20 protein-coding genes are annotated in these 19,571 nt (G+C 37.5%); 8 read left to right on the top strand and 12 right to left on the bottom strand.

All coding sequences use genetic code 11. The features are described 5' to 3' along the window. Positions 1 to 395: 395 nt before the first annotated feature. The 6 genes from ACQQ2I_RS04125 to ACQQ2I_RS04100 all read left to right on the top strand — a co-directional run bounded on the left by ACQQ2I_RS04125 (position 396) and on the right by ACQQ2I_RS04100 (position 6,291). Positions 396 to 938: a helix-turn-helix domain-containing protein gene (locus tag ACQQ2I_RS04125; protein WP_391366246.1), complete on the top strand. Its 543-nt coding sequence runs from the start codon at positions 396 to 398 to the stop codon at positions 936 to 938. Positions 939 to 954: 16 nt separating this feature from the next. Next, entirely contained in the window at positions 955 to 2,064 is a 1,110-nt protein-coding gene (locus ACQQ2I_RS04120) for an ABC transporter ATP-binding protein (RefSeq protein ID WP_431029320.1), read from the top strand. Then, positions 2,048 to 2,857: an ABC transporter permease gene (locus ACQQ2I_RS04115; RefSeq protein WP_431029319.1), complete on the top strand. Its 810-nt coding sequence runs from the start codon at positions 2,048 to 2,050 to the stop codon at positions 2,855 to 2,857. Before ACQQ2I_RS04120 ends, ACQQ2I_RS04115 begins: the two co-directional genes overlap by 17 nt. Beyond that, positions 2,858 to 3,655 (top strand): ABC transporter permease, encoded by a 798-nt coding sequence (locus tag ACQQ2I_RS04110; protein ID WP_431029318.1) that lies wholly within the window; start codon positions 2,858 to 2,860, stop codon positions 3,653 to 3,655. Then, positions 3,652 to 4,728, top strand: a complete 1,077-nt coding sequence (locus tag ACQQ2I_RS04105; RefSeq protein ID WP_431029317.1) for an ABC transporter substrate-binding protein — start codon at positions 3,652 to 3,654, stop codon at positions 4,726 to 4,728. Before ACQQ2I_RS04110 ends, ACQQ2I_RS04105 begins: the two co-directional genes overlap by 4 nt. 360 nt (positions 4,729 to 5,088) lie before the next feature. Further along, positions 5,089 to 6,291: an MFS transporter gene (locus tag ACQQ2I_RS04100; protein ID WP_431029316.1), complete on the top strand. Its 1,203-nt coding sequence runs from the start codon at positions 5,089 to 5,091 to the stop codon at positions 6,289 to 6,291. 56 nt (positions 6,292 to 6,347) lie between these two features. Here the strand turns inward: ACQQ2I_RS04100 and ACQQ2I_RS04095 are convergent, their stop codons facing one another. The 12 genes from ACQQ2I_RS04095 to ACQQ2I_RS04040 form a co-directional block, all read right to left on the bottom strand. Next, positions 6,348 to 7,466, bottom strand: a complete 1,119-nt coding sequence (locus tag ACQQ2I_RS04095; protein ID WP_431029315.1) for an N-acetyldiaminopimelate deacetylase — start codon at positions 7,464 to 7,466, stop codon at positions 6,348 to 6,350. A gap of 12 nt (positions 7,467 to 7,478) precedes the next feature. Beyond that, positions 7,479 to 8,195: a 2,3,4,5-tetrahydropyridine-2,6-dicarboxylate N-acetyltransferase gene (dapD, locus tag ACQQ2I_RS04090; RefSeq protein ID WP_431029314.1), complete on the bottom strand. Its 717-nt coding sequence runs from the start codon at positions 8,193 to 8,195 to the stop codon at positions 7,479 to 7,481. A 76-nt stretch (positions 8,196 to 8,271) separates the two neighbouring features. Next, a complete protein-coding gene (locus ACQQ2I_RS04085) occupies positions 8,272 to 9,162 on the bottom strand; it encodes a LysR family transcriptional regulator (protein ID WP_431029313.1) in 891 nt (296 codons plus the stop codon). A 67-nt stretch (positions 9,163 to 9,229) separates the two neighbouring features. Further along, positions 9,230 to 9,673 carry a cyclic-di-AMP-binding protein CbpB gene (cbpB, locus tag ACQQ2I_RS04080; RefSeq protein WP_431029312.1) on the bottom strand — a complete coding sequence of 148 codons (444 nt, stop codon included), beginning with the start codon at positions 9,671 to 9,673 and terminating at the stop codon, positions 9,230 to 9,232. A gap of 117 nt (positions 9,674 to 9,790) precedes the next feature. Next, positions 9,791 to 10,027 carry a hypothetical protein gene (locus ACQQ2I_RS04075; protein ID WP_431029311.1) on the bottom strand — a complete coding sequence of 79 codons (237 nt, stop codon included), beginning with the start codon at positions 10,025 to 10,027 and terminating at the stop codon, positions 9,791 to 9,793. A 202-nt stretch (positions 10,028 to 10,229) separates the two neighbouring features. Further along, complete coding sequence (locus ACQQ2I_RS04070) at positions 10,230 to 11,861, bottom strand: putative bifunctional diguanylate cyclase/phosphodiesterase (RefSeq protein WP_431029310.1); 1,632 nt, start codon at positions 11,859 to 11,861, stop codon at positions 10,230 to 10,232. 90 nt (positions 11,862 to 11,951) lie between these two features. After that, the gene (locus ACQQ2I_RS04065) at positions 11,952 to 14,096 is read right to left on the bottom strand and encodes an RNA degradosome polyphosphate kinase (RefSeq protein WP_431030447.1); all 2,145 of its coding nucleotides are present in this window, start codon (positions 14,094 to 14,096) and stop codon (positions 11,952 to 11,954) included. A 29-nt stretch (positions 14,097 to 14,125) separates the two neighbouring features. Continuing rightward, complete coding sequence (locus ACQQ2I_RS04060) at positions 14,126 to 15,667, bottom strand: Ppx/GppA family phosphatase (protein ID WP_431029309.1); 1,542 nt, start codon at positions 15,665 to 15,667, stop codon at positions 14,126 to 14,128. Between the two features lie 153 nt (positions 15,668 to 15,820). Further along, on the bottom strand, positions 15,821 to 16,729 hold the full coding sequence (locus tag ACQQ2I_RS04055) for a chemotaxis protein (RefSeq protein ID WP_431029308.1): 909 nt from the start codon (positions 16,727 to 16,729) through the stop codon (positions 15,821 to 15,823). Between the two features lie 160 nt (positions 16,730 to 16,889). Beyond that, a complete protein-coding gene (locus tag ACQQ2I_RS04050) occupies positions 16,890 to 17,756 on the bottom strand; it encodes an NAD(P)-dependent oxidoreductase (RefSeq protein WP_431029307.1) in 867 nt (288 codons plus the stop codon). A gap of 344 nt (positions 17,757 to 18,100) precedes the next feature. Next, entirely contained in the window at positions 18,101 to 18,292 is a 192-nt protein-coding gene (locus tag ACQQ2I_RS04045; RefSeq protein WP_431029306.1) for an aspartyl-phosphate phosphatase Spo0E family protein, read from the bottom strand. Between the two features lie 70 nt (positions 18,293 to 18,362). Next, positions 18,363 to 18,551, bottom strand: a complete 189-nt coding sequence (locus tag ACQQ2I_RS04040; protein WP_431029305.1) for a hypothetical protein — start codon at positions 18,549 to 18,551, stop codon at positions 18,363 to 18,365. A 126-nt stretch (positions 18,552 to 18,677) separates the two neighbouring features. Between ACQQ2I_RS04040 and ACQQ2I_RS04035 the strand changes: the two genes are divergently transcribed. Both ACQQ2I_RS04035 and ACQQ2I_RS04030 read left to right on the top strand, forming a co-directional pair. Continuing rightward, positions 18,678 to 18,866 (top strand): YkvS family protein, encoded by a 189-nt coding sequence (locus ACQQ2I_RS04035; RefSeq protein WP_431029304.1) that lies wholly within the window; start codon positions 18,678 to 18,680, stop codon positions 18,864 to 18,866. An 81-nt stretch (positions 18,867 to 18,947) separates the two neighbouring features. Beyond that, positions 18,948 to 19,559, top strand: a complete 612-nt coding sequence (locus tag ACQQ2I_RS04030; protein WP_431029303.1) for a lysostaphin resistance A-like protein — start codon at positions 18,948 to 18,950, stop codon at positions 19,557 to 19,559. Positions 19,560 to 19,571 lie beyond the last annotated feature (12 nt).

Below are 19,571 nucleotides of genomic sequence, written 5' to 3'. Positions count from 1 at the left end.
TTTTGTATTTTTCGTTCATTACGAATTGATGAAATAAAGTGTTTGTTGATTGGAGTGGAAGCTGGGCGACTCCTGGGGGATTAGCGTCCTAGATGAGACCCTGGACTGAGCGTAGCGAGGGAAGCGGCTCATCGGACGCCCCCCGGAAAGCGCCCAGCTGGAACGGAAATCAACCCCAAGTTACGGTGATGAGCCATATATTTAACATACGTTAAAAAACTCCCCACTATCTATAAAATCTTTTATTTCCCCACAAAAATTTTCATTACATTACTTGAAATTTATTTGATATTGTGTATAATGTTTTTTGGCTTGTAAACTAAAAGTTTTGTAAAAGTAAACTTCAATACTTTTTGTTTAGAATTAATAAACTTATACTGGGAGGGATAAACTTCATGCAAATCGGGGCAAAAATTAAAGCTTTACGATTAAAAAAAGGACTCACACAAGAGGAACTTGGAGAACGTACCGATTTAACAAAGGGCTATATTTCTCAACTAGAACGCGATTTAAATTCTCCTTCCATTGAGACACTTTTTCATATTCTCGAAGTATTAGGCTCAACCCCAAAAGAGTTTTTCGACGACACCGCTGATGAGCAACCGGTTGTCTATACAAAAGAAGATCAAACAAGTTTTACTGACCACGATAAACAATATACGATTGATTGGTTAATTCCGACTTCGAATGAAAAAGAGATGGAGCCAGTCATTTTAACACTTCAAAAGGGCGGAGAATTTAAACAATTCGAACCATCCTTATCCGAGACGTTTCTTTATGTCTTAAATGGACGGATTCGTGTCGTGATCGGAAATGAGGAGTATATCGCGACGGAAGGACACGCTGTCTATTACGAAGCATCTTCACATCACCAAATTTTTAACGCACATAATGGTTTAACGCGTTTACTGCTTGTGGCGACCGAATCTTACTTATAACAAAGGAGGACAAACGATGGATAACACGATTATTCGTTTCGAAAACGTAACAAAATCTTACGACGACGGTACAGTCGTTTTAAAAAATATTAACTTTGAGCTAGAAAGAGGTAAATTTTATACATTATTAGGCCCTTCTGGCTGTGGGAAAACAACGATTCTACGCATTATCGCAGGTTTTACAGAGGCAACAACTGGCGATGTGCACTTTAATGGGAAACGCATTAATAATGTCCCTGCGAATGAGCGTCAAGTCAATACCGTTTTCCAAGACTATGCACTCTTCCCACACTTAAATGTATTTGAAAACGTAGCATTCGGCCTTCGTATAAAGAAGGTAAAAGAACAAGAAATAAAAGAACGGGTACAGGAAGCATTAAAATTCGTAAACCTAGCTGGATACGGCAACCGCGAAATTTCAGAAATGTCGGGTGGTCAACGTCAACGTGTAGCGATTGCACGTGCGATCGTCAACGATCCTGAAGTGATCTTACTAGATGAACCGTTATCAGCACTTGACTTAAAACTGCGTACAGAGATGCAATATGAACTTCGCGAGTTACAACAACGTCTTGGTAAAACGTTTGTATTCGTTACACATGACCAAGAAGAAGCGTTAGCGATGAGTGATGAAATCTTTGTCTTATCAAATGGCGAAATTATGCAGTCTGGTACACCAGTGGATATTTACGATGAGCCAATTAACCGATTCGTTGCAGACTTCATCGGTGAATCCAATATCGTAGATGGCATTATGATCGAAGACTATAAAGTGCAATTTGCTGGCAAAATTTTTGACTGTGTAGACGGTGGGATGAAGCCAAATGAAAAAATTGATATTGTCATTCGTCCAGAAGACTTAGAAATTACAACAGTCGATAAAGGAAAATTAATCGTAAAAGTAGATACACAACTATTCCGTGGTGTGCATTATGAATTATCAACATACGACCAGGACGGGAATGAGTGGTTAGTACACTCACTAAAGAAGGCAGAAGTAGGGGCAGAAATCGGCTTAGATTTTGATGCAGAATCAATTCATGTTATGCGCTTAAATGAAACGGAAGAAGAGTTTGATAAGCGTCTAGAAGCATATGGGGACGATGAAGATGAAGATGCAGAATAGAAATCGTACAGCATTATTTCCGTATTTCGTCTGGATTGCCCTATTTGTAATTGCACCCATTGCCTTAGTTCTTTATTATTCCATGCTTGACTTACACGGAAATTTTACATTAGCGAACTATAAAAAATTCTTCTCAACGATTTATTTACAAATGACATTGACAAGCTTCTGGTATGCCTTTTTAATTACACTTTTTACATTACTCATTGCATATCCAACAGCTTATTTCTTAACAAAAACAAAGCATAAACAGCTTTGGTTAATGTTAATTATTATTCCTTCTTGGATTAACTTACTGCTTAAAACATATGCATTCATCGGGATTTTCGGCTTATATGGTCCGATGAATGCATTTATCGAAGTATTCGGATTGAATCCGCAACAAATTTTATTTACAGACTTTAGTTTTATTTTCGTAGCGGTATATATTTTTATTCCGTTTATGATTATCCCGATTTTCAACTCATTAGATAAATTAAATCCGTCTTTAATGTTTGCAGCACGAGATCTTGGTGCATCGGCATGGACGACATTCCGCCGTGTTGTGTTCCCGTTAACAATTGACGGGGTGAAATCCGGGGTTCAAGTCACATTCATCCCTGCCCTTTCACTATTTATGATTACGCGCTTAATCGCTGGGAATCAGGTGATTACGCTTGGCACAGCCATTGAACAGCAATTCCTTGTCGCACAAAACTGGGGGATGGGATCCACTATCGCTGTATTTTTAATTATTTTCATGATTATCATTATGATGCTAACGGGTCAGAAAAAGAAAGGAGGCCGCGCATAAATGAACAAATTATCGACCGCCTCTAAAGCCTATTTAGGCCTGGTTTTTATCATGTTATACGCACCGATTTTCTATTTAATTTTTTATTCATTCAATAGCGGTGGCAATATGAACGATTTTGAATCGTTTACACTTGAGCATTATGCTGCTGTTTTTGAAGATACACGTTTAATCGTTATTTTGATTAATACCGTGCTTGTCGCCCTGCTTTCAGGCTTAATTGCAACGATTGTCGGTACGCTTGGCGCTATTGGCATTGTTTCGATTAAAGATAAAAAGATGCGCAACACATTACTATCATTAAATAATGTACTTATCGTATCGCCTGACGTTGTCATTGGCGCAAGCTTTTTAATCCTCTTCACCATGATTGGGGTAAAATTAGGCTTTGCTTCTGTACTTGTATCACATATCGCCTTTAGTGTGCCGATTGTTGTGTTAATGGTTTTACCGAAATTGTTAGAAATGAATACATCATTAATCGATGCTGCACGTGACTTAGGCGCTACAAAACGTGACGTTTTAACACGTGTCATCTTACCCTATATTGCCCCCGGTATTTTTGCCGGCTTCTTTATGGCGATTACGTATTCATTAGATGACTTTGCCGTCACATTTTTCGTGACAGGTAATGGGTTCTCTACATTATCAGTCGAGATTTACTCCATGGCTCGTGCGGGGATTACATTAACGATTAACGCAATCTCAGGCTTAGTATTCTTTATTACAGTGCTTGTTGTCATTGGTTACTACTTTGTGACAAACCGCTCAAAAGTAAGAACGGAGGCTGGGAAATGAAACAATTAGTACAAGCGACAATCGCTATTATCATCGCCTGTTTCCTGCTTTTCTTTGCATCAAGATCACTTGAATCGGTTGGTATGGACGGCAGTAAAGATACGCTAACTGTTTATAACTGGGGCGAATATATTGACCCCGAGTTAATCAAACAATTCCAAAAAGAAACAGGCATTCATGTCATTTACGAAACATTCGATTCAAACGAAGCTATGTATACAAAAATTCAGCAAGGCGGTTCTTCTTATGATGTAGCCGTACCTTCTGAATATATGATTGAAACAATGATTGAAGATGATATGCTCATTGAGCTAGATCATTCCTTACTACCAAATGCTCAAAATATCGATCCGTACTTTTTAGATTTACCCTTTGATCTAAAAAACAAATTTTCTCTCCCTTATTTTTGGGGAACAGTTGGTATCGTGTACAATCCGACAATGGTACCGGAAGATTTAACCTTCACATCTTGGGAAGATTTATGGGATGAACGCTTAAAGGGGAAAATTTTCTTAGTGGATGGCTCTCGTGAAGTAATCGGGATGGGCTTAAACTCTCTTGGCTATTCGCTGAACTTAAAAGATGATGTTGCGTTGCGTGAAGCAACGGATAAACTCATTCAATTAACGCCTAACGTAAAAGCTATTATCGGTGATGAAATTACACCACTGATGATTAACAATGAAGCAACTGTTGCCCTTACTTGGTCAGGGCAAGCAGCGGATATGATGTGGGAAAATGAAGAGCTCGATTTTGCCGTTCCGGAAGAAGGGTCCAATCTTTGGTTCGATAACATGGTCATTCCTAAAACATCTAAAAACGTAGCAGGTGCACATGCGTTCATTAACTTTATGTTAGATGCTGAAAATGCAGCACAAAATGCAGATTATGTTGGCTATTCTACCCCTAACGCAGCTGCTTGGGCATTAATGGATGAAGAAGTCATTACAGATGAGCGCTTCTATCCAGATGAAGAGCTACGCGAACATTTAGAAGTCTACGAAAACCTTGGGCTAGAATGGCTCGGGAAGTATAACGAATACTTCTTAGAATTTAAAATGAACCTCAATTAAGAAAAGCGCAAGCGCTCTCTCTAGCCCCGACATGCGTTGGAGATAGGCTCACAGTCTTGCACACGAAGAGACTTTCGAAACGTCACGAGGGGCTGGGCGCTTGCGCTAGACACACTTTAAACTAGAAAAATTTTATACTTTCTTATCTTTTAACAACAGGCGTATGGGCATTTAGTGGCCATACGTCTTTTCATTATACAGAACATACCAAAATAAAGTAATCACTCCCCGTACTGTATACTCAATTAATTCATCCCTTAGTCTAATAACTTTACAGTAGTGACAAGTCGTATAATTATGTTAGACTAATTGTACTTACATTTCAAAAGTCGAAATAATGGATTAGAAAGGCGGTTAGCCATGGCGAAAAAAACAAATAATGTCGCCCTCTATATTTTAATGTTTAATATGTTTATCACGATGGGTGGTATTGGCATCATTGTTCCGGTTATGCCTTCTTATTTAGAATTGTTCGGTGTAGGGGGACAAGTATTAGGTTTTTTAATTGCAGGGTTTTCCCTAGCGCAATTTTTACTTTCGCCAATCGCTGGTGATTTATCAGACCGTTACGGGCGCAAAATCTTTATTATTGTAGGTCTTACTTTATACGGTTTATCCCAAATTTTGTTCGGTTTATCGGATCATGTTTGGTTATTATTTGTTGCTCGCTTCTTAAGCGGGGCAGGCGCGGCATTTGTCATGCCACCGATTTTAGCTTACGTAGCCGATATTACAACAGTTGAAGAACGAGGAAAAGGAATGGGGATGGTTGGTGCAGCGATGAGCTTAGGCTTCACCATTGGACCTGGTATCGGTGGCGTTTTAGCCGGCATCAGTTTACACATTCCATTTTATTTCGCTGGTAGCGCAGCCATCGTAGCAGCTGTTCTGTCGAGCATCATTTTACCGAATATCAAAAAAGAAACGGAAGCAACCGCAAAGCCACCACGTGAAAGTTTAGTGAAACAATTAGTACGCTCCACAAAAACATCGTATTTTGTATTTTTACTAATCGTCTTAACATTTAGTTTTGGTATTTCTAACTTCCAAGCAACATTATCACTATACTTAGACCATAAATTTAACTATTCACCATTTGATATTTCGGTCATTATTATGGTTGGTGGGTTTGCTGGCGTGATTTTGCAAATGTACATTATCGACAAGCTGTTTAAGAAGTTTGGTGAAATGAAAATCATTTTAATTAATTTACTAGTAGCAGCGATTACGATGTTACTTGTTATTTATGTGAGCGGATTCTTTATGATCCTAACAGTAGCGACGTTATTCTCAATCGCCACAACCTTTATCCGTCCAGCAGTTAATACACTGATCAGTAAAGTAGCAGGAACGGAACAAGGATTTGCTGCAGGGATGAATAATGCTTATATGAGCTTAGGAAATATGTTCGGTCCTATATTGGCCGGTACTTTATTTGACTGGAATATGGACTCTCCGTACATTTTCGGGACAGTGATTTTAGCTACATGCTTCATTTTAGCATGGGCATGGACACAAAAAAGAGCACCACATTTAATGCATGCTTCAGAACAAGCATCATAAGAACAAAAAAGGGATATGTGGAAACCTAAGTGTTTCCGCACATCCCTTTCTGCTTATTATAAACTGCGAATAAACGCCTCAACAAAATCGGTATTAAACGAAAGTAACGACTCATCTGGATTCATCTTCGACTGATGCAAACCGTACTGACAGTTTGCCCCACTCCAAAACATCGCACCAGGAATCTCTTTTAAGAAATAGCCAAAGTCTTCGCCAGTCATAGCAGCTGGGCATAAGAAATCCGTCGCACCGTCATACTGTTTGGCAAAAGCGAGCAGACGATTCGCACATGCCTCATGATTATTTACTTCATGATACAGAGAGCCATAATCAATGGAAACTTCACATTCAAACGCCACTTCAATCCCTGCGCAAATTGCTTCAATACGGCTTTTCACTGCCTGCATTGATTCCGCATTTAACGTACGAATAGTTCCTTCTAAACGTGCATTCTCTGCAATGACATTTTGCACAGTACCCGCCGTCATCTTTCCTACCGTTATGACCACACTATTCATCGGATCTACATTGCGACTCACAATCGTTTGCAGCTGCAAAATTAAATTCGCTGTTGCAACCGTCATATCACGTGTAAGGTGTGGGTATGCAGCATGCCCACCAATTCCTTTTAAATCGATAAATAACTCAGACGTATTCGCAAATAACAGTCCTGGACGCGTTGCTACTGTACCTACTGGATATTCTGGTGCAATATGAAGTGCATAAATTTCATCACATAACAGATCAAGCCGCTCCTCTTTTAACCAATTGAACATCGGCTCTGCTCCACCTGGTCCTTCCTCAGCTGGCTGGAAGTAGACGACAACATTTTGCACAGGTCGATTTTTCACAAAAGCTGTGACAAGTCCTAGTGCCGTCGTCATATGACAATCATGACCGCATGCATGCATATGACCAGCGTGCTGTGAAGCGTACGCTACACCCGTTTCTTCTGTTACCGGTAAACCATCGATATCCGTACGCCATCCAATTGTTTTCGTTGGATTCGTGCCAACAATCCTTACAACAACCCCTGTACGCCAAGTTGCTATTTCTAGATAGTCTTGCGGGAGTTTTGTTAAATAATCTAAAATAAACGCTTGTGTTTTAAATTCTTGAAAGCCGAGCTCGGGTATTTTATGTAACGCCCGGCGAATATCAATTAAGGATTGCATGAAGTCACCTTCTTAAATATTTCGTAAAGCATCAATTACTTCTGTTTTTGCTTTTGTTTTTTCGTCTAGTTGCTTTAATACGCGCGCCGGTACACCACCGACAACTGTATATGGTGCAACATCTCCAATCACTATAGCACCAGCTGCTACAACTGCGCCTTTTCCTACACGTACACCTTCAAGTACAACGGCATTGGCACCAATCACAACATCATCCTCAATAATGACCGGTTGTGCATTTGGCGGCTCAATAACACCAGCTAGCACTGTGCCCGCACCAATATGACAATTCGCACCAACTGTTGCACGTCCTCCTAATACTGCTCCCATATCAATCATTGTTTTTGGTCCAATTTCTGCACCAATATTAATAATGGCCCCCATCATAATAACAGCTTGATCACCAATTGTTACTTGATCACGGATAATTGCCCCTGGCTCAATACGTGCATTCACATGTTTTGTATCTAATAATGGTACACCTGAATTTCTTCTGTCACTTTCAATAACATAGTCCGTTATCTTTTCTCCGTTACTTTTTAATGCTGCTTCAATTTCGCTCCACTCACCAAAAACAACGGCATTATTCCCTTCACCGAACACTTTCGAACTTTCACCATACGATAACGAAGCGACATTATCACCTTTTACATACACTTTAACTGGCGTCACTTTTTTCGCCTTCGAAATAAATTCAATAATTTGTTGTGCATTTAACTTATCGCTCATCTTTATACAACCTCTTTTCATGTAAGTTTTTATAACATGTTTTGATTGTACTAAATTTTTATTTCAATCGCACGTATTAATTCTTATATTCGTATAAACAACGGGCTCGATCTTGCACAACATCAACAAATGCTTTTACTTGAAGTAACTCAAAGGCTGAATCATAACCGATCAGCCACGTATCCCGTGTTAAGCCCATATCTTTTTCAGAATGCACTAACGGAATTTTATTGACATCTTCCGTTCCGTTTAATGTAATAGAAGGCAAAATGGCATAACCAATACCATTTAAAGCCATTTGTTTACACGTTTCAATTTGATCGACAATAATTTGATGCCGTGGATTTTGGTTAAAATGACGTTGCCACCATTGCAAAATTTCTTGATAATAATCTGAGTCGCTTTTGAATTGGATGAATGGACGATCTGCTGTATAAATATCTTCCAATGCTTGAATTTCTTTATCTACTAAGTACATCATATCGCGGAATAAGTGAATTTTCTTCCCTTTCCAATCCGCTTGCCCTCTGACAATCCCAATATGCGCCTCTCCTTCATATAAGGCTTTCACAATTTCTGAACTCCAACCAGTCATTAATGAAATTTTTGTATCTGGATACAACGTAACAAAGTCTTTCAATACTTGCGGTAACCAATTTTGTCCCACAATAGACGCACAAGCAATTTTAAGTGTGCCATGTACTTTTGCATTTAATGCTTGAATCGTTTCAAACACTTCTTCCCGTCTGGCGATTTGCTCTGTTGCATATTGAATAACGAGCTCTCCTGCGGGTGTAGGGGTTAAGCCACGTTGTGAACGTAAAAACAGCTGTGTTCCCCAGTCTTTTTCAATCGATTGCAACCTTTGTGATAAGGCTGGCTGTGTTAAAAAAAGACGTTCCGCTGCCTTACGCATATTTTTTTCTTCTGCCAATACTTTAATAATTTCAGCCTCTGTCGCGGTCATAATCTCATCCTTTCACAGTATTAAAAATCGACAAAATCCATGTAGGATTTTGCCGATTTTCTGTTGATTATCGTTCATTCATATAAATATACTTTTTGAGTTGCTTTAATATAACGCGACGTGTCATAATCCCTACAAACGTCCCTTCTTCATCGACAACACTAAGAAAAGCATGGTTAATCACTAAATCTAACGCGCGTTTAAAAGTATCTGTTACTCGTAAATAAGCAATTTCCTTTTCCATTATAGCATCTACTTTAATTTCAGAAAGACGTTCATATTCAATGCGCTCTAAACCTAAAATCGCTTCTGTAATCATTTTGCTACTTAATAAGCCTCGGAGACGATATTTGACATCTAATACCGGAATAGAAGAGTAGCCCGTGCGAGTTAACACGAGTAAAGCATGTTCCGCATTATTCCCACTTTGGACGTGAGCAACCTTCTCAGAAGAAATAATAAAGTCTTTAATGGGTATATCTAATAACCCTCTGTTATTTATTGACAGCATAACATTCTACTCCTTTACCGCTCAAAACTTGAGCAGGATAGTGCACTCATAGCTATCATATCATAATTGACTAAGAAGTGACTATGTACAGGAGCCTGAAATGCTAAAATTCCCCTTTTATTCACCTCTTGCCCAATAAAAGAAAAGAACGATTGTCATAAAAATACCGACGACAATATACATCATAATGATTGGGTTCAATAAAAACGGATGCCTCCGAATGGCAGGGTCAACGGATGTATCAAGCTCTGAATTACTCTTTTGAATCTGGTTTGCTGCTACCATAGTGGAATAGGCTGCAAGTGCACATAAAATAACAACGACCACAATCGATGACCAGACAAATAAACTCACATAAAAAACCTCCTTTCGTTTTTACGTAGTATCTCTGACTAGCTACCATTCTATGCAATTAGAATGCACACCTATCGTGCATAGCACCTTTATCACATCTCATGTTTAAAATGAATACATCAAGTAAACACAACCTTTTAAAAAGCAAAAAGCAGCCAATTCTCAAATCGAATCGCTACTTTTTATATTTTGGAACAACCGCTTAATTAATTAAATATTGCTCGACAATTTCTTCAACTGGCAATGGCTTATTGTATAAATAACCTTGTACTTTTTTACAATGATTTTTAAGCAGAAACTGTTCTTGATTTTTTTTCTCGACGCCTTCTGCAATTACTTCTAATCCGAGCGTATGTGATAATAAAATAATCGCCTTTACAATCGCCTCGTTTTTTTCATCTTCTTCAATATCAGCAATAAACGATTGATCAATCTTAATAATATCGATCGGGTATGTTTTCAAATAACTGAGCGACGAATAACCTGTCCCAAAATCATCTACTGATACAAACACGCCTAACTGCTTTAACTCATTTAAAATAGCCGTTGTTTCATGCACATTCGTCATGGAACCTTCTGTAATTTCGAGTTCTAATTGCGCTGGGGCAATATCGTATTGCTTAATTACTCGCTCTACTTTTTTCGCAAAATGTTCCTGTTTAAATTGCTTTGGTGAAATATTAACAGCAATTCTGACAGGTCGATAGCCTTTTTGTTTCCATTCTTGCAAATATTGACATACACGTTCTAATACCCAATCCCCAATTTCTATAATTAATCCGGATGATTCTGCTAACGGAATAAATTGCGCTGGGGACACAAAACCAAACTTACGATTATGCCAACGAATTAATGCTTCAAAACTGTTGATCTCGTTTGATTGTAAATCCATCTGCGGCTGAAAATGAACGGATAATTCATTTAGTTCAATCGCTCTACGTAAATGCGCCTCCATTAATGCTTCGTTAGGAAACACTTGGCTCATTTCTTTACGGTAAAAACGATAATCACCTCGACTATGATTTTTGACATAAAACAACGCCTGGTCTGCATGATGCAACATCGTATCTAATTGTGGTTTTTGCTCAGCGATACTTGTGGCAATACCAATAGATGCCGTGACATAATAGTCTTGCTCATCTACAACAATCGGTTCTTTCAACAATGTTAAAATTTGTGCCGCTAACACTTCAACCTCTGCTTGCGCATCATAGCCTATGACGAACACAAATTCATCGCTATTATAGCGAAAAATCTCACAATGCTTATGGCGCAATGCTGTAAATCGTTCACTAATTATCGCTAACATACCATCTGCTTTTTGCTTCCCTAACGATTCGTTAAATTTTTTAAAACGATCTAAATCAATGATTAGAAGTGCCACATGTCGCTTTATTCGTTGCTCTGTAAACGATGACCATTGATGTTGTAATGCACGTCTATTAAATAAATTTGTTAACTCATCTTCATACACAAAATGCTCATGATTAATGACTGCACGCAGGACAATGAGAATATAGGATTCATCATTGATCACTAGTTTTTGCATATATAATGCCATTTGTTGTTCTAACTTCAGATTTATGTATTCCACTTGGTTGCTTAGCTTTTCAACAAAGGGATTTAACGTTTGCCAATCAATAGCCCCGAAAAAACATTCCGCATCCATTTTCACATTACTTGGTTCCTGAAAGAGCTGAATCGCTTTTTCATTTACACATTCAATTTCATACCGGTACTGTACTTTTTTTAATACAATGACAGCATCGAATGGATTTAGTTGAATAATTTGTTGTAAGGCTTTCATTCTATCTTTCTCTACGACCTTTATCACTTTTTACACTCCTATCCAACTCATTCTACTGTCTTTAGTTTCATATAGCCTTGCATTTTTTGCAAGACTATATGAAAATTTTTAAGCACGCTATTCTTCCGTAGGTTGCCCAATCGCTTCTTGAAGGAATATTTCTTGACTGTTAATCTTTTTATTCCCGTTATGATCTTCTTTATAATGATACTTACCATTTGAATCCTGGATACGCGCTTTTTGATTGTCTTCGAATTGGAGTTGCATAATTTTTATAATACGATTTTTGATTTCTGGTGAATATACCGGGAATAAAATCTCTACGCGTTTAATCATATTACGGGTCATCATGTCTGCTGAAGATAAGAATACTTTATTTTCGCCATTATGATGGAACCAAAAAATACGGGAATGCTCTAAGAAACGTCCAACAATTGATGTTACCGTAATATTTTCACTAATGCCTTGAACACCCGGTCTTATACAGCAAATGCCACGAATAATCAGTTCAATTTTTACGCCTGCAATCGATGCTTCATACAATTTCATCATTAAATCTTTATCTGTTAAGGAGTTCATTTTTGCACGAATAAAGCCATTACCGTGGCGTTTATGACATTCAATCTCCTCATCAATAAGTTGAATAAATTCATCTCGAATATCGAAAGGCGCAACAACTAAATGATGAAATTCAGGTTTTTCCGTATAACCACTTAAATAGTTAAAGAAGTTTGTCGCATCAATCCCAAACTCCTTGTTTGACGTAATAATGGCCATATCCGTATAAATTTTCGCTGTTGCATCATTGTAATTACCTGTTCCTAGATGAACAAAGCGCTCAATTTTTCCGTGGCGACGGCGTACAACAAGCGTAATTTTAGAATGGGTTTTTAAATTATTCATCCCATAAATCACTAAACACCCCGCTTGCTCAAGTAACTTCGCCCAGTGGACGTTATTTTCCTCATCAAAACGCGCCTTTAACTCGACAAGTACCGTTACTTGTTTACCGTTCTCTGCTGCCTGCTTTAACGCCTGAATAATCGGCGAATTTCCACTTACACGATAGAGCGTTTGTTTAATCGCTAACACAGATGGATCATTTGCTGCTTCCATGATGAAATCAACAATCGGCACAAATGATTCATATGGATGGTGGAAAAATAAATCTTGTACTAACGCCTTTTCAAAAATGTTTTCATCCGAATCTAAATCTTGCGGTGGCTGTGGGATAAAGCTCTCATATTGTAAATGTTCAAGCCCAACCGAAATCGTTTTAACAAATGGAAACATAAATGTTAAATCCAATGGTCCATCGATTTTAAAGACGTCTGATTCACTAATTTCAAACTCATCTAATAGGTAGTCTAATACATCATCTTTCATTTCCCCATCACGTACTTCTAAACGAGAGCCAACGCCCCATTTACGCTTCTTTAACTCTTTTTCAATTTCAGAAAGTAGGTCTTGCGCTCCCTCTTCGTGAATAGTTAAATCCGCATTACGTGTTAAACGGAATGCTTGAGAAGATTTTACTTTATAGCCATAGAACAGGTGGTCAATATGACTTGTAATAACATCTTCTAATAGCACGAACATCGTACGATTATCTTTTGTTGGCACTTTAATAAAACGATCTAATACAGACGGTACTTGGACAATCGCTACTTTAGTTGTATGTTCGGCATCATTATTGTTTTTTTCTAACATGACAAGCAAGTTTAATGTTTTCCCTAAAAGTGTCGGGAATGGACGATACGCATCAACTGCTACGGGCGTTAATACAGGAAAAATCGTTTCTTCAAACAATTCCGTAATATATCGTTTCTGTTCTACCTGTAAATCTTTAAAATCTTTAATAAATACATTTTCCTTCGGTAAACATTCATCGATTAAATAACGATACACTTCTGTTTGACGACGAACTAAAGCTTGTGTACGCTCTGCAATTTTCGCTAATTGCTCTTTTGGCGTCAAACCCGATTTATTTTCCGGCTTATGAAAATCTGCCCGTACTTGATCCTGTAATCCTGCAACACGGACCATGAAGAATTCATCTAAATTCGAACTAAAAATGGCTAAAAATTTCAACCGTTCAAGTAATGGATTCTCCTCATCCTCTGCCTCTTCTAATACACGCTCATTAAACGCAAGCCAAGAAAGTTCACGATTATTGTAGTATTGCGGCTTTGCGATTTCTTCAAGCAATGCAGCGCGCTGCAGTTCTTCTGGCGTCTGTTCACTTTGGTCATTTGTGCCCATTGCTAGCTCCTCAAGATTAACGTTCATCCTTATTTCCACCCTTCTTCATGAAAATGAATACTCACTTCACATTTAAAAATCCGTTCCATATGTTTTTTAGTGCGCTCTGCTTGATAAATTTCAGCAACCGCACTCCCTTCCACCGTTACATCTACTTGAACCATTTCATCTATACGGTTCAGCATCACCTGTTTTACAATATTGCGTTTGGATACATTTAACGCATAGACAAATCTAAGTAATGCACCAAAATCACGTAAATATTTCAATTCCTCACGCGGTATCCATGATAGAAATGGCATAGCAAACCGATTGAAGTAATCACGGTTTTTATAAGATGCCAAAAGCGCTAATTTAATGCGTTCTAAATGATTCATTCCAGCAATCGATTGATTAGCGAGTAAATAGAATGTATGTTGACTCGAGGATTCTAGTTCAATGTATTCGCCAATGGCAAATACTTTTGCTGCACGTTGAATGAGCTCTAAATGTTGTTGATTAAATGTAAAATAGTCTAACTTACAACATTCGCGATACATTTGCTCACTAAGCGCACAAAGTGTTTCTACTTCTTCAATAGAGCGCCCATATTCAAACGCAATTCTTTTTGCATTTTCTGCAAAGACATTGTATTTATCAAATGCTGTTGCATCCCCTTGCAATACACGATGAATAATTAACCCTTCTCGGAGCCCCTTTTTACTTAATTGAAAATTTTCAGTTGAAACAGTTTCCATTAATGTTGTAAACACTTCTATGGCTGGTACGATAATGTCTGCTCGATCGGACGATAATCCATCCAATTGTTTTAACTGTTCAAACGTCATTTGACTCAGACCTTGTTTTAATTCGAGTAAATCATCTAACGTCATTTCATATTGGTGTACACCTGAAATGGGATATCTATGCTGCTGTTGATGGACTTGTGCCACATTACGAGCACTACCACCAATGGCAATAACAGGTAAGTCGACACCACAAATCCAGCTTAACGACTTAAATTGCTCTTTTATATAATTATGTAACAATTTCCGTTCTTCATTATCCATAATAGAGCCCTTTACAAATTTTTGCTTTAAGCTCACTGTCCCGAATGGAAAACTATGGGTTTCTTGTAGTTTCTTGTTTTTAAACAATGTAATTTCAGTAGAGCCGCCACCGATATCAATCGTTACAGCAGAAGCTGTATCCATCGAATTAACAACAGCTAAAAAACCAAAATAAGCTTCTTCCTCTTCCGATAAAATCTCGATTTCAATACCGGTCTCCTCTTTCATACGCCTAACAATTTCTTGATTGTTTGATGCTTGTCGCACTGCGGCTGTTGCAGCAGCCTTGATATCCGTTACATTATAATCTTCCAAAATCCGTTTGAACGAAGCGAGCGTTTTCGATAAAATACCCATTCCTTCTTCGCTCATGTCACCAGTAGGCAATAAATGTGTCCGAAGGCGAGCGACCGTTTTAATATTCCCGAACTCATGTAATCCCTCGTTTTTATCGTATTGATACATTACAAGCCGTACCGTATTTGAGCCAATGTCAATAATAGCTGTTTTTACTTTCTCCATTTTTTCACTTCCTTTTCGTTCAACAATAAATATTACAGCTTTACATTAGCACTCATTTTTAAATTTTTATGTAAATTTTTTGTAAAAAAAGTCGGAATACTTATATTAGCACCCGACTTTTCATAAATATATAAATTTTTTACAGGCGCTTGCTTATAAGATTAACTGATCCATGCGTAATATAAGCTCTGCAATTTCTGGTTTTGAAATTTGTTCCTCCGCCCCCACTTCTTCCCCTTTATGACGAAGATCTTCGGTAATTAAGCTTGAGAAAATAATGACTGGCAATTTTTTTAAATCTGGATGGCTTTTGATTTTCTTTGTTAAATGATGTCCGTCCATTTGTGGCATTTCAATATCTGTTATAACAATCTGTACTTGGTTTTCGATATTTTTATCCGCTTTTGCTAATGTTTCTAAATAATCATACGCATCGCGACCATTTTCAAAGAAATCTAAATTTGCATAGCCTGCCTCTTGCATCGTATCAAATAGCAGTTTACGAAGTAGCGGCGAATCTTCTGCAATCACAACTTTCTTTTCTGAACGTTCGCGTTTCCCTAATTTTTTAACCGCTTCTACACTAATACTTGAAGCAGGGTTGATATCTACCATAATACGCTCAAAATCAAGCAATAAAATCATTTCATCCTTGTATTTAATAACACCAATTACTTGTGATGAGCCGCCTTGATACATATCAGATGGTTTTTCAATTTGATCCCATGAAATGCGATGAATTTGCGTTACATTATCGACATGGAATACGACACGTTGCTTATTAAATTCAGCTACGATATATTTTTGTTGCGGATTACGTTGTGCATTAGAGATGCCTAACACTTTTAACATATCTACTACTGGCAATACTTCTCCGCGCAGCTGGATAATTCCTTCAACATGTGGATGTGCATGTGGAATAAATGTAACGTTCATTGGTTGAATAATTTCTTTTACTTTAATAACGTTAATACCAAATTTATTACTTCCTACTTCAAATTCGACGATTTCAAGTTCGTTTGTACCACTCTCTAATAAGATACCTTTTTTTTCTGTTTCCACAGCATACCGGCTCCTTTCAAAACTTCCCTATACATTAATTGTATCATAGGCAAGCCCATTCTCCTATAACCGTTTTCCATCTCAAACGATGAAAGTAACGAAAAAAAGTATATAGTTTACAACAGTTTTACACACCTATATTTCCAGAGTTACCTTGCTATTATTCTACATAATATTGAATTAATGCTTGCGTTCCTTTTTCGCCATAGCCGCGCTCCATTAGTTCTTCATATAGTGCTTTTGCCAATGCGAGCCCTGGGAGCTGTAAATTCATACGTTCTGCTTCATCAATCGCAATTTTAATATCTTTAATAATATGTTTAATATAAAAACCTGGTTCCAAATCGCCTTTTAACACGCGTGGCGCTAAATTGGATAATGCCCATGAACCAGCTGCACCAGATGTAATCGACTTTAAAACGTCTTCCATAGAAAGCCCTGCTTTTAAGCCGTAAGCCATCGATTCACAAACCCCAATCATACCGGAAGCAATGACAATCTGATTACACATTTTAGCATGCTGACCAGCACCCGCCTCGCCATGATACACAATATTGGTTGCAAAGGACTCTAAAATCGACTGTAATTTTTCAAATACGGCTCTTTCTCCACCAATCATAATAGACAATGTGCCATTCTGCGCCCCAATATCACCGCCAGTAACAGGAGCATCGATACTATGTATCCCTTTTTCTTGCGCTATTTCAAACAACTTTTTAGCTAAGCTTGGCTCAGATGTTGTCATATCCACGACAATGGTACCCGCTATGGCTGTTTGAAAAACACCATATTCCCCTGAATATACTTCTTCTACATCTTGCGGATAGCCAACCATTGTAAAAATAATATCCTGCCCCTTACTTGCCTCAGCAGGTGTTGCAGCCCACCTCGCACCTAATGCTACAAGAGCATCCGTTTTGCTCTTTGTTCGATTGTAAACCGTTAATTCATGACCAGCATGTAATAAATGTTTTACAATACTTGCCCCCATAACCCCTGTACCAATAAAAGCAATTTTCTTTTTCATGCTATATCCCACTCCCTTTTCTTTAGTTTATCAAATGTCACAACATAAAAAATGCGAAAAATAAAAAAACTCACGCTATTTTTAGCTGAGTCAATAGTTTAACGTATCCGTATTATGATGAAGACGCTTTATGAAAAAGAACACTCTTCAAATAAAAAAAGCTATAGCTTAATTCAAAATTAAACTCATTACCTTTGCCTAATCATGTCCTTATAAAACATCGGCTTTACCTAAAAAGAGAGCAAATGCAATAGCATCTGCTCTTAAGGGGGAAATGAGAATGTTGCTGTGTTCAAATGTATTATTCCCACTATTCTTCATAAGTAAACACTATTTTTTCTGGATTATTGAAAAAAATTTGTTTCTTCTATTTCATCTTCTATTTTACTTCTATTTAGCATATCATATTCATTAAGTAGTTCATCTAACCTCTTACTTAGTTGAATGGTTTTAGCATTTCCAAAGCCATGTTTCATACCCGATTGAATCATAAGCGCCCGCATCTGCTCCAATTGCTCTAAAATGCCCTTTTCCATAGTTTCCCCCCAAGCTTAAAATAATCACCCGCTTCAATTATACCACAAATGACATCAAATGGTAATTATTTCATGTTCTAGGAGCCTGTAAAAATGTGAAAATTATGTTCCCTCCCTGTTTTGCTTCACCACGAAAATGTTTAAATTGTGGATCGTTTACGAGAGCTTCACGAAAGCTTAAATAATCGGATTTTGAAATTTCTACACTTTGTAGTTCTCCATTTCTTAATTGATCGAGTATTTGTTTATATTTTTCCATTATTTTAAACCACCTTCTTTAATAAAAAATCCCCTTTTAAATGATTAATTATTCGAAAAACTCTTTACCTTTTTGTTAAATTCGTGCAAACTGTTAAGTATTAGTCGATAAAGGAGCTGACTGCCTGTGAAAGTAGCTGAAGTAGGAAGTATTGTCGAATTTAAGGACGGTCTACAAGGACTCGTCGAAAAAGTAAATGAAAACTCGGTCATTGTTGATTTGACCATCATGGATAACTTCTATGAACTTGAAATGGAAGAAAAAACTGTAGTGAACCATAAACGATATAAAATTTTACATACTAAAGATGCTTAAATGTTTTCACTCCTTTTCATCGCTAAAAGATGATATAGGAGTTTTTTTTTGTTACACTATATCAAGGAGGGAAACAGAATTATGATGAAACATAAAGAAACTATCGTGCTCCTTCTATCTTTAGTTTTCATTTATGCAATGTTACTTTACACATTTGAGGAAAAAGTGATTTTTTGGTATTTATATTCCTTTACTCTCCTCGTAGGAATCGCTGTGGCGCTCATATTCGGCAAGTTTGAAGATCGGCTACCCACATGGCAGTACTTACTATATGGTACAGGCTATGGGACAATTGCGTATGGTCTTGTAAAACTCGGTCACATACTGCTACCATATATTGATAGCTCTACCACAAAGGATATTTCAAAATTTTTAGAGCTATATGGTCCAACAAATATTTGGCATTATTTGATGCTAATTTTTATTGTAGTCATTGGTGAAGAAATGTTTTGGCGTGGTTATATTCAACAACAGTTAAAACGTTTTACTTCTCCTTTTTATGCAGTTTTGATTACAGCTCTGTTGTTTTCTCTTGCATTAGCGATCAGCGGCTTTATGCCTGGTGCTCTCGCGGCTATAGTTACCGGTTTACTATGGGGTACACTCTACGAATGGAAAAAGAGTTTACCATTAGTTATTGTATCGCATCTTGTATTTGTCTTGTTATTATTTTTAATTTTACCGATTATTTAATCAAATGAAACT

The organism is Lysinibacillus sp. LZ02, from assembly GCF_050613145.1.
GTDB lineage: Bacteria > Bacillota > Bacilli > Bacillales_A > Planococcaceae > Lysinibacillus_B.
This window is presented reverse-complemented; position numbering and strand designations above follow the sequence as displayed.

What these genes read in the sequence shown, in the direction of transcription:
- ACQQ2I_RS04125 (WP_391366246.1), top strand. Translation starts at nt 396, where the DNA reads ATGCAAATCGGGGCAAAAATTAAAGCTTTACGATTAAAAAAAGGACTC.
- ACQQ2I_RS04120 (WP_431029320.1), top strand. Translation starts at nt 955, where the DNA reads ATGGATAACACGATTATTCGTTTCGAAAACGTAACAAAATCTTACGAC.
- ACQQ2I_RS04115 (WP_431029319.1), top strand. Translation starts at nt 2,048, where the DNA reads ATGAAGATGCAGAATAGAAATCGTACAGCATTATTTCCGTATTTCGTC.
- ACQQ2I_RS04110 (WP_431029318.1), top strand. Translation starts at nt 2,858, where the DNA reads ATGAACAAATTATCGACCGCCTCTAAAGCCTATTTAGGCCTGGTTTTT.
- ACQQ2I_RS04105 (WP_431029317.1), top strand. Translation starts at nt 3,652, where the DNA reads ATGAAACAATTAGTACAAGCGACAATCGCTATTATCATCGCCTGTTTC.
- ACQQ2I_RS04100 (WP_431029316.1), top strand. Translation starts at nt 5,089, where the DNA reads ATGGCGAAAAAAACAAATAATGTCGCCCTCTATATTTTAATGTTTAAT.
- ACQQ2I_RS04095 (WP_431029315.1), bottom strand. Translation starts at nt 7,466, where the DNA reads ATGCAATCCTTAATTGATATTCGCCGGGCGTTACATAAAATACCCGAG.
- dapD (WP_431029314.1), bottom strand. Translation starts at nt 8,195, where the DNA reads ATGAGCGATAAGTTAAATGCACAACAAATTATTGAATTTATTTCGAAG.
- ACQQ2I_RS04085 (WP_431029313.1), bottom strand. Translation starts at nt 9,162, where the DNA reads ATGACCGCGACAGAGGCTGAAATTATTAAAGTATTGGCAGAAGAAAAA.
- cbpB (WP_431029312.1), bottom strand. Translation starts at nt 9,673, where the DNA reads ATGCTGTCAATAAATAACAGAGGGTTATTAGATATACCCATTAAAGAC.
- ACQQ2I_RS04065 (WP_431030447.1), bottom strand. Translation starts at nt 14,096, where the DNA reads ATGGGCACAAATGACCAAAGTGAACAGACGCCAGAAGAACTGCAGCGC.
- ACQQ2I_RS04060 (WP_431029309.1), bottom strand. Translation starts at nt 15,667, where the DNA reads ATGGAGAAAGTAAAAACAGCTATTATTGACATTGGCTCAAATACGGTA.
- ACQQ2I_RS04050 (WP_431029307.1), bottom strand. Translation starts at nt 17,756, where the DNA reads ATGAAAAAGAAAATTGCTTTTATTGGTACAGGGGTTATGGGGGCAAGT.
- ACQQ2I_RS04045 (WP_431029306.1), bottom strand. Translation starts at nt 18,292, where the DNA reads ATGGAAAAGGGCATTTTAGAGCAATTGGAGCAGATGCGGGCGCTTATG.
- ACQQ2I_RS04040 (WP_431029305.1), bottom strand. Translation starts at nt 18,551, where the DNA reads ATGGAAAAATATAAACAAATACTCGATCAATTAAGAAATGGAGAACTA.
- ACQQ2I_RS04030 (WP_431029303.1), top strand. Translation starts at nt 18,948, where the DNA reads ATGATGAAACATAAAGAAACTATCGTGCTCCTTCTATCTTTAGTTTTC.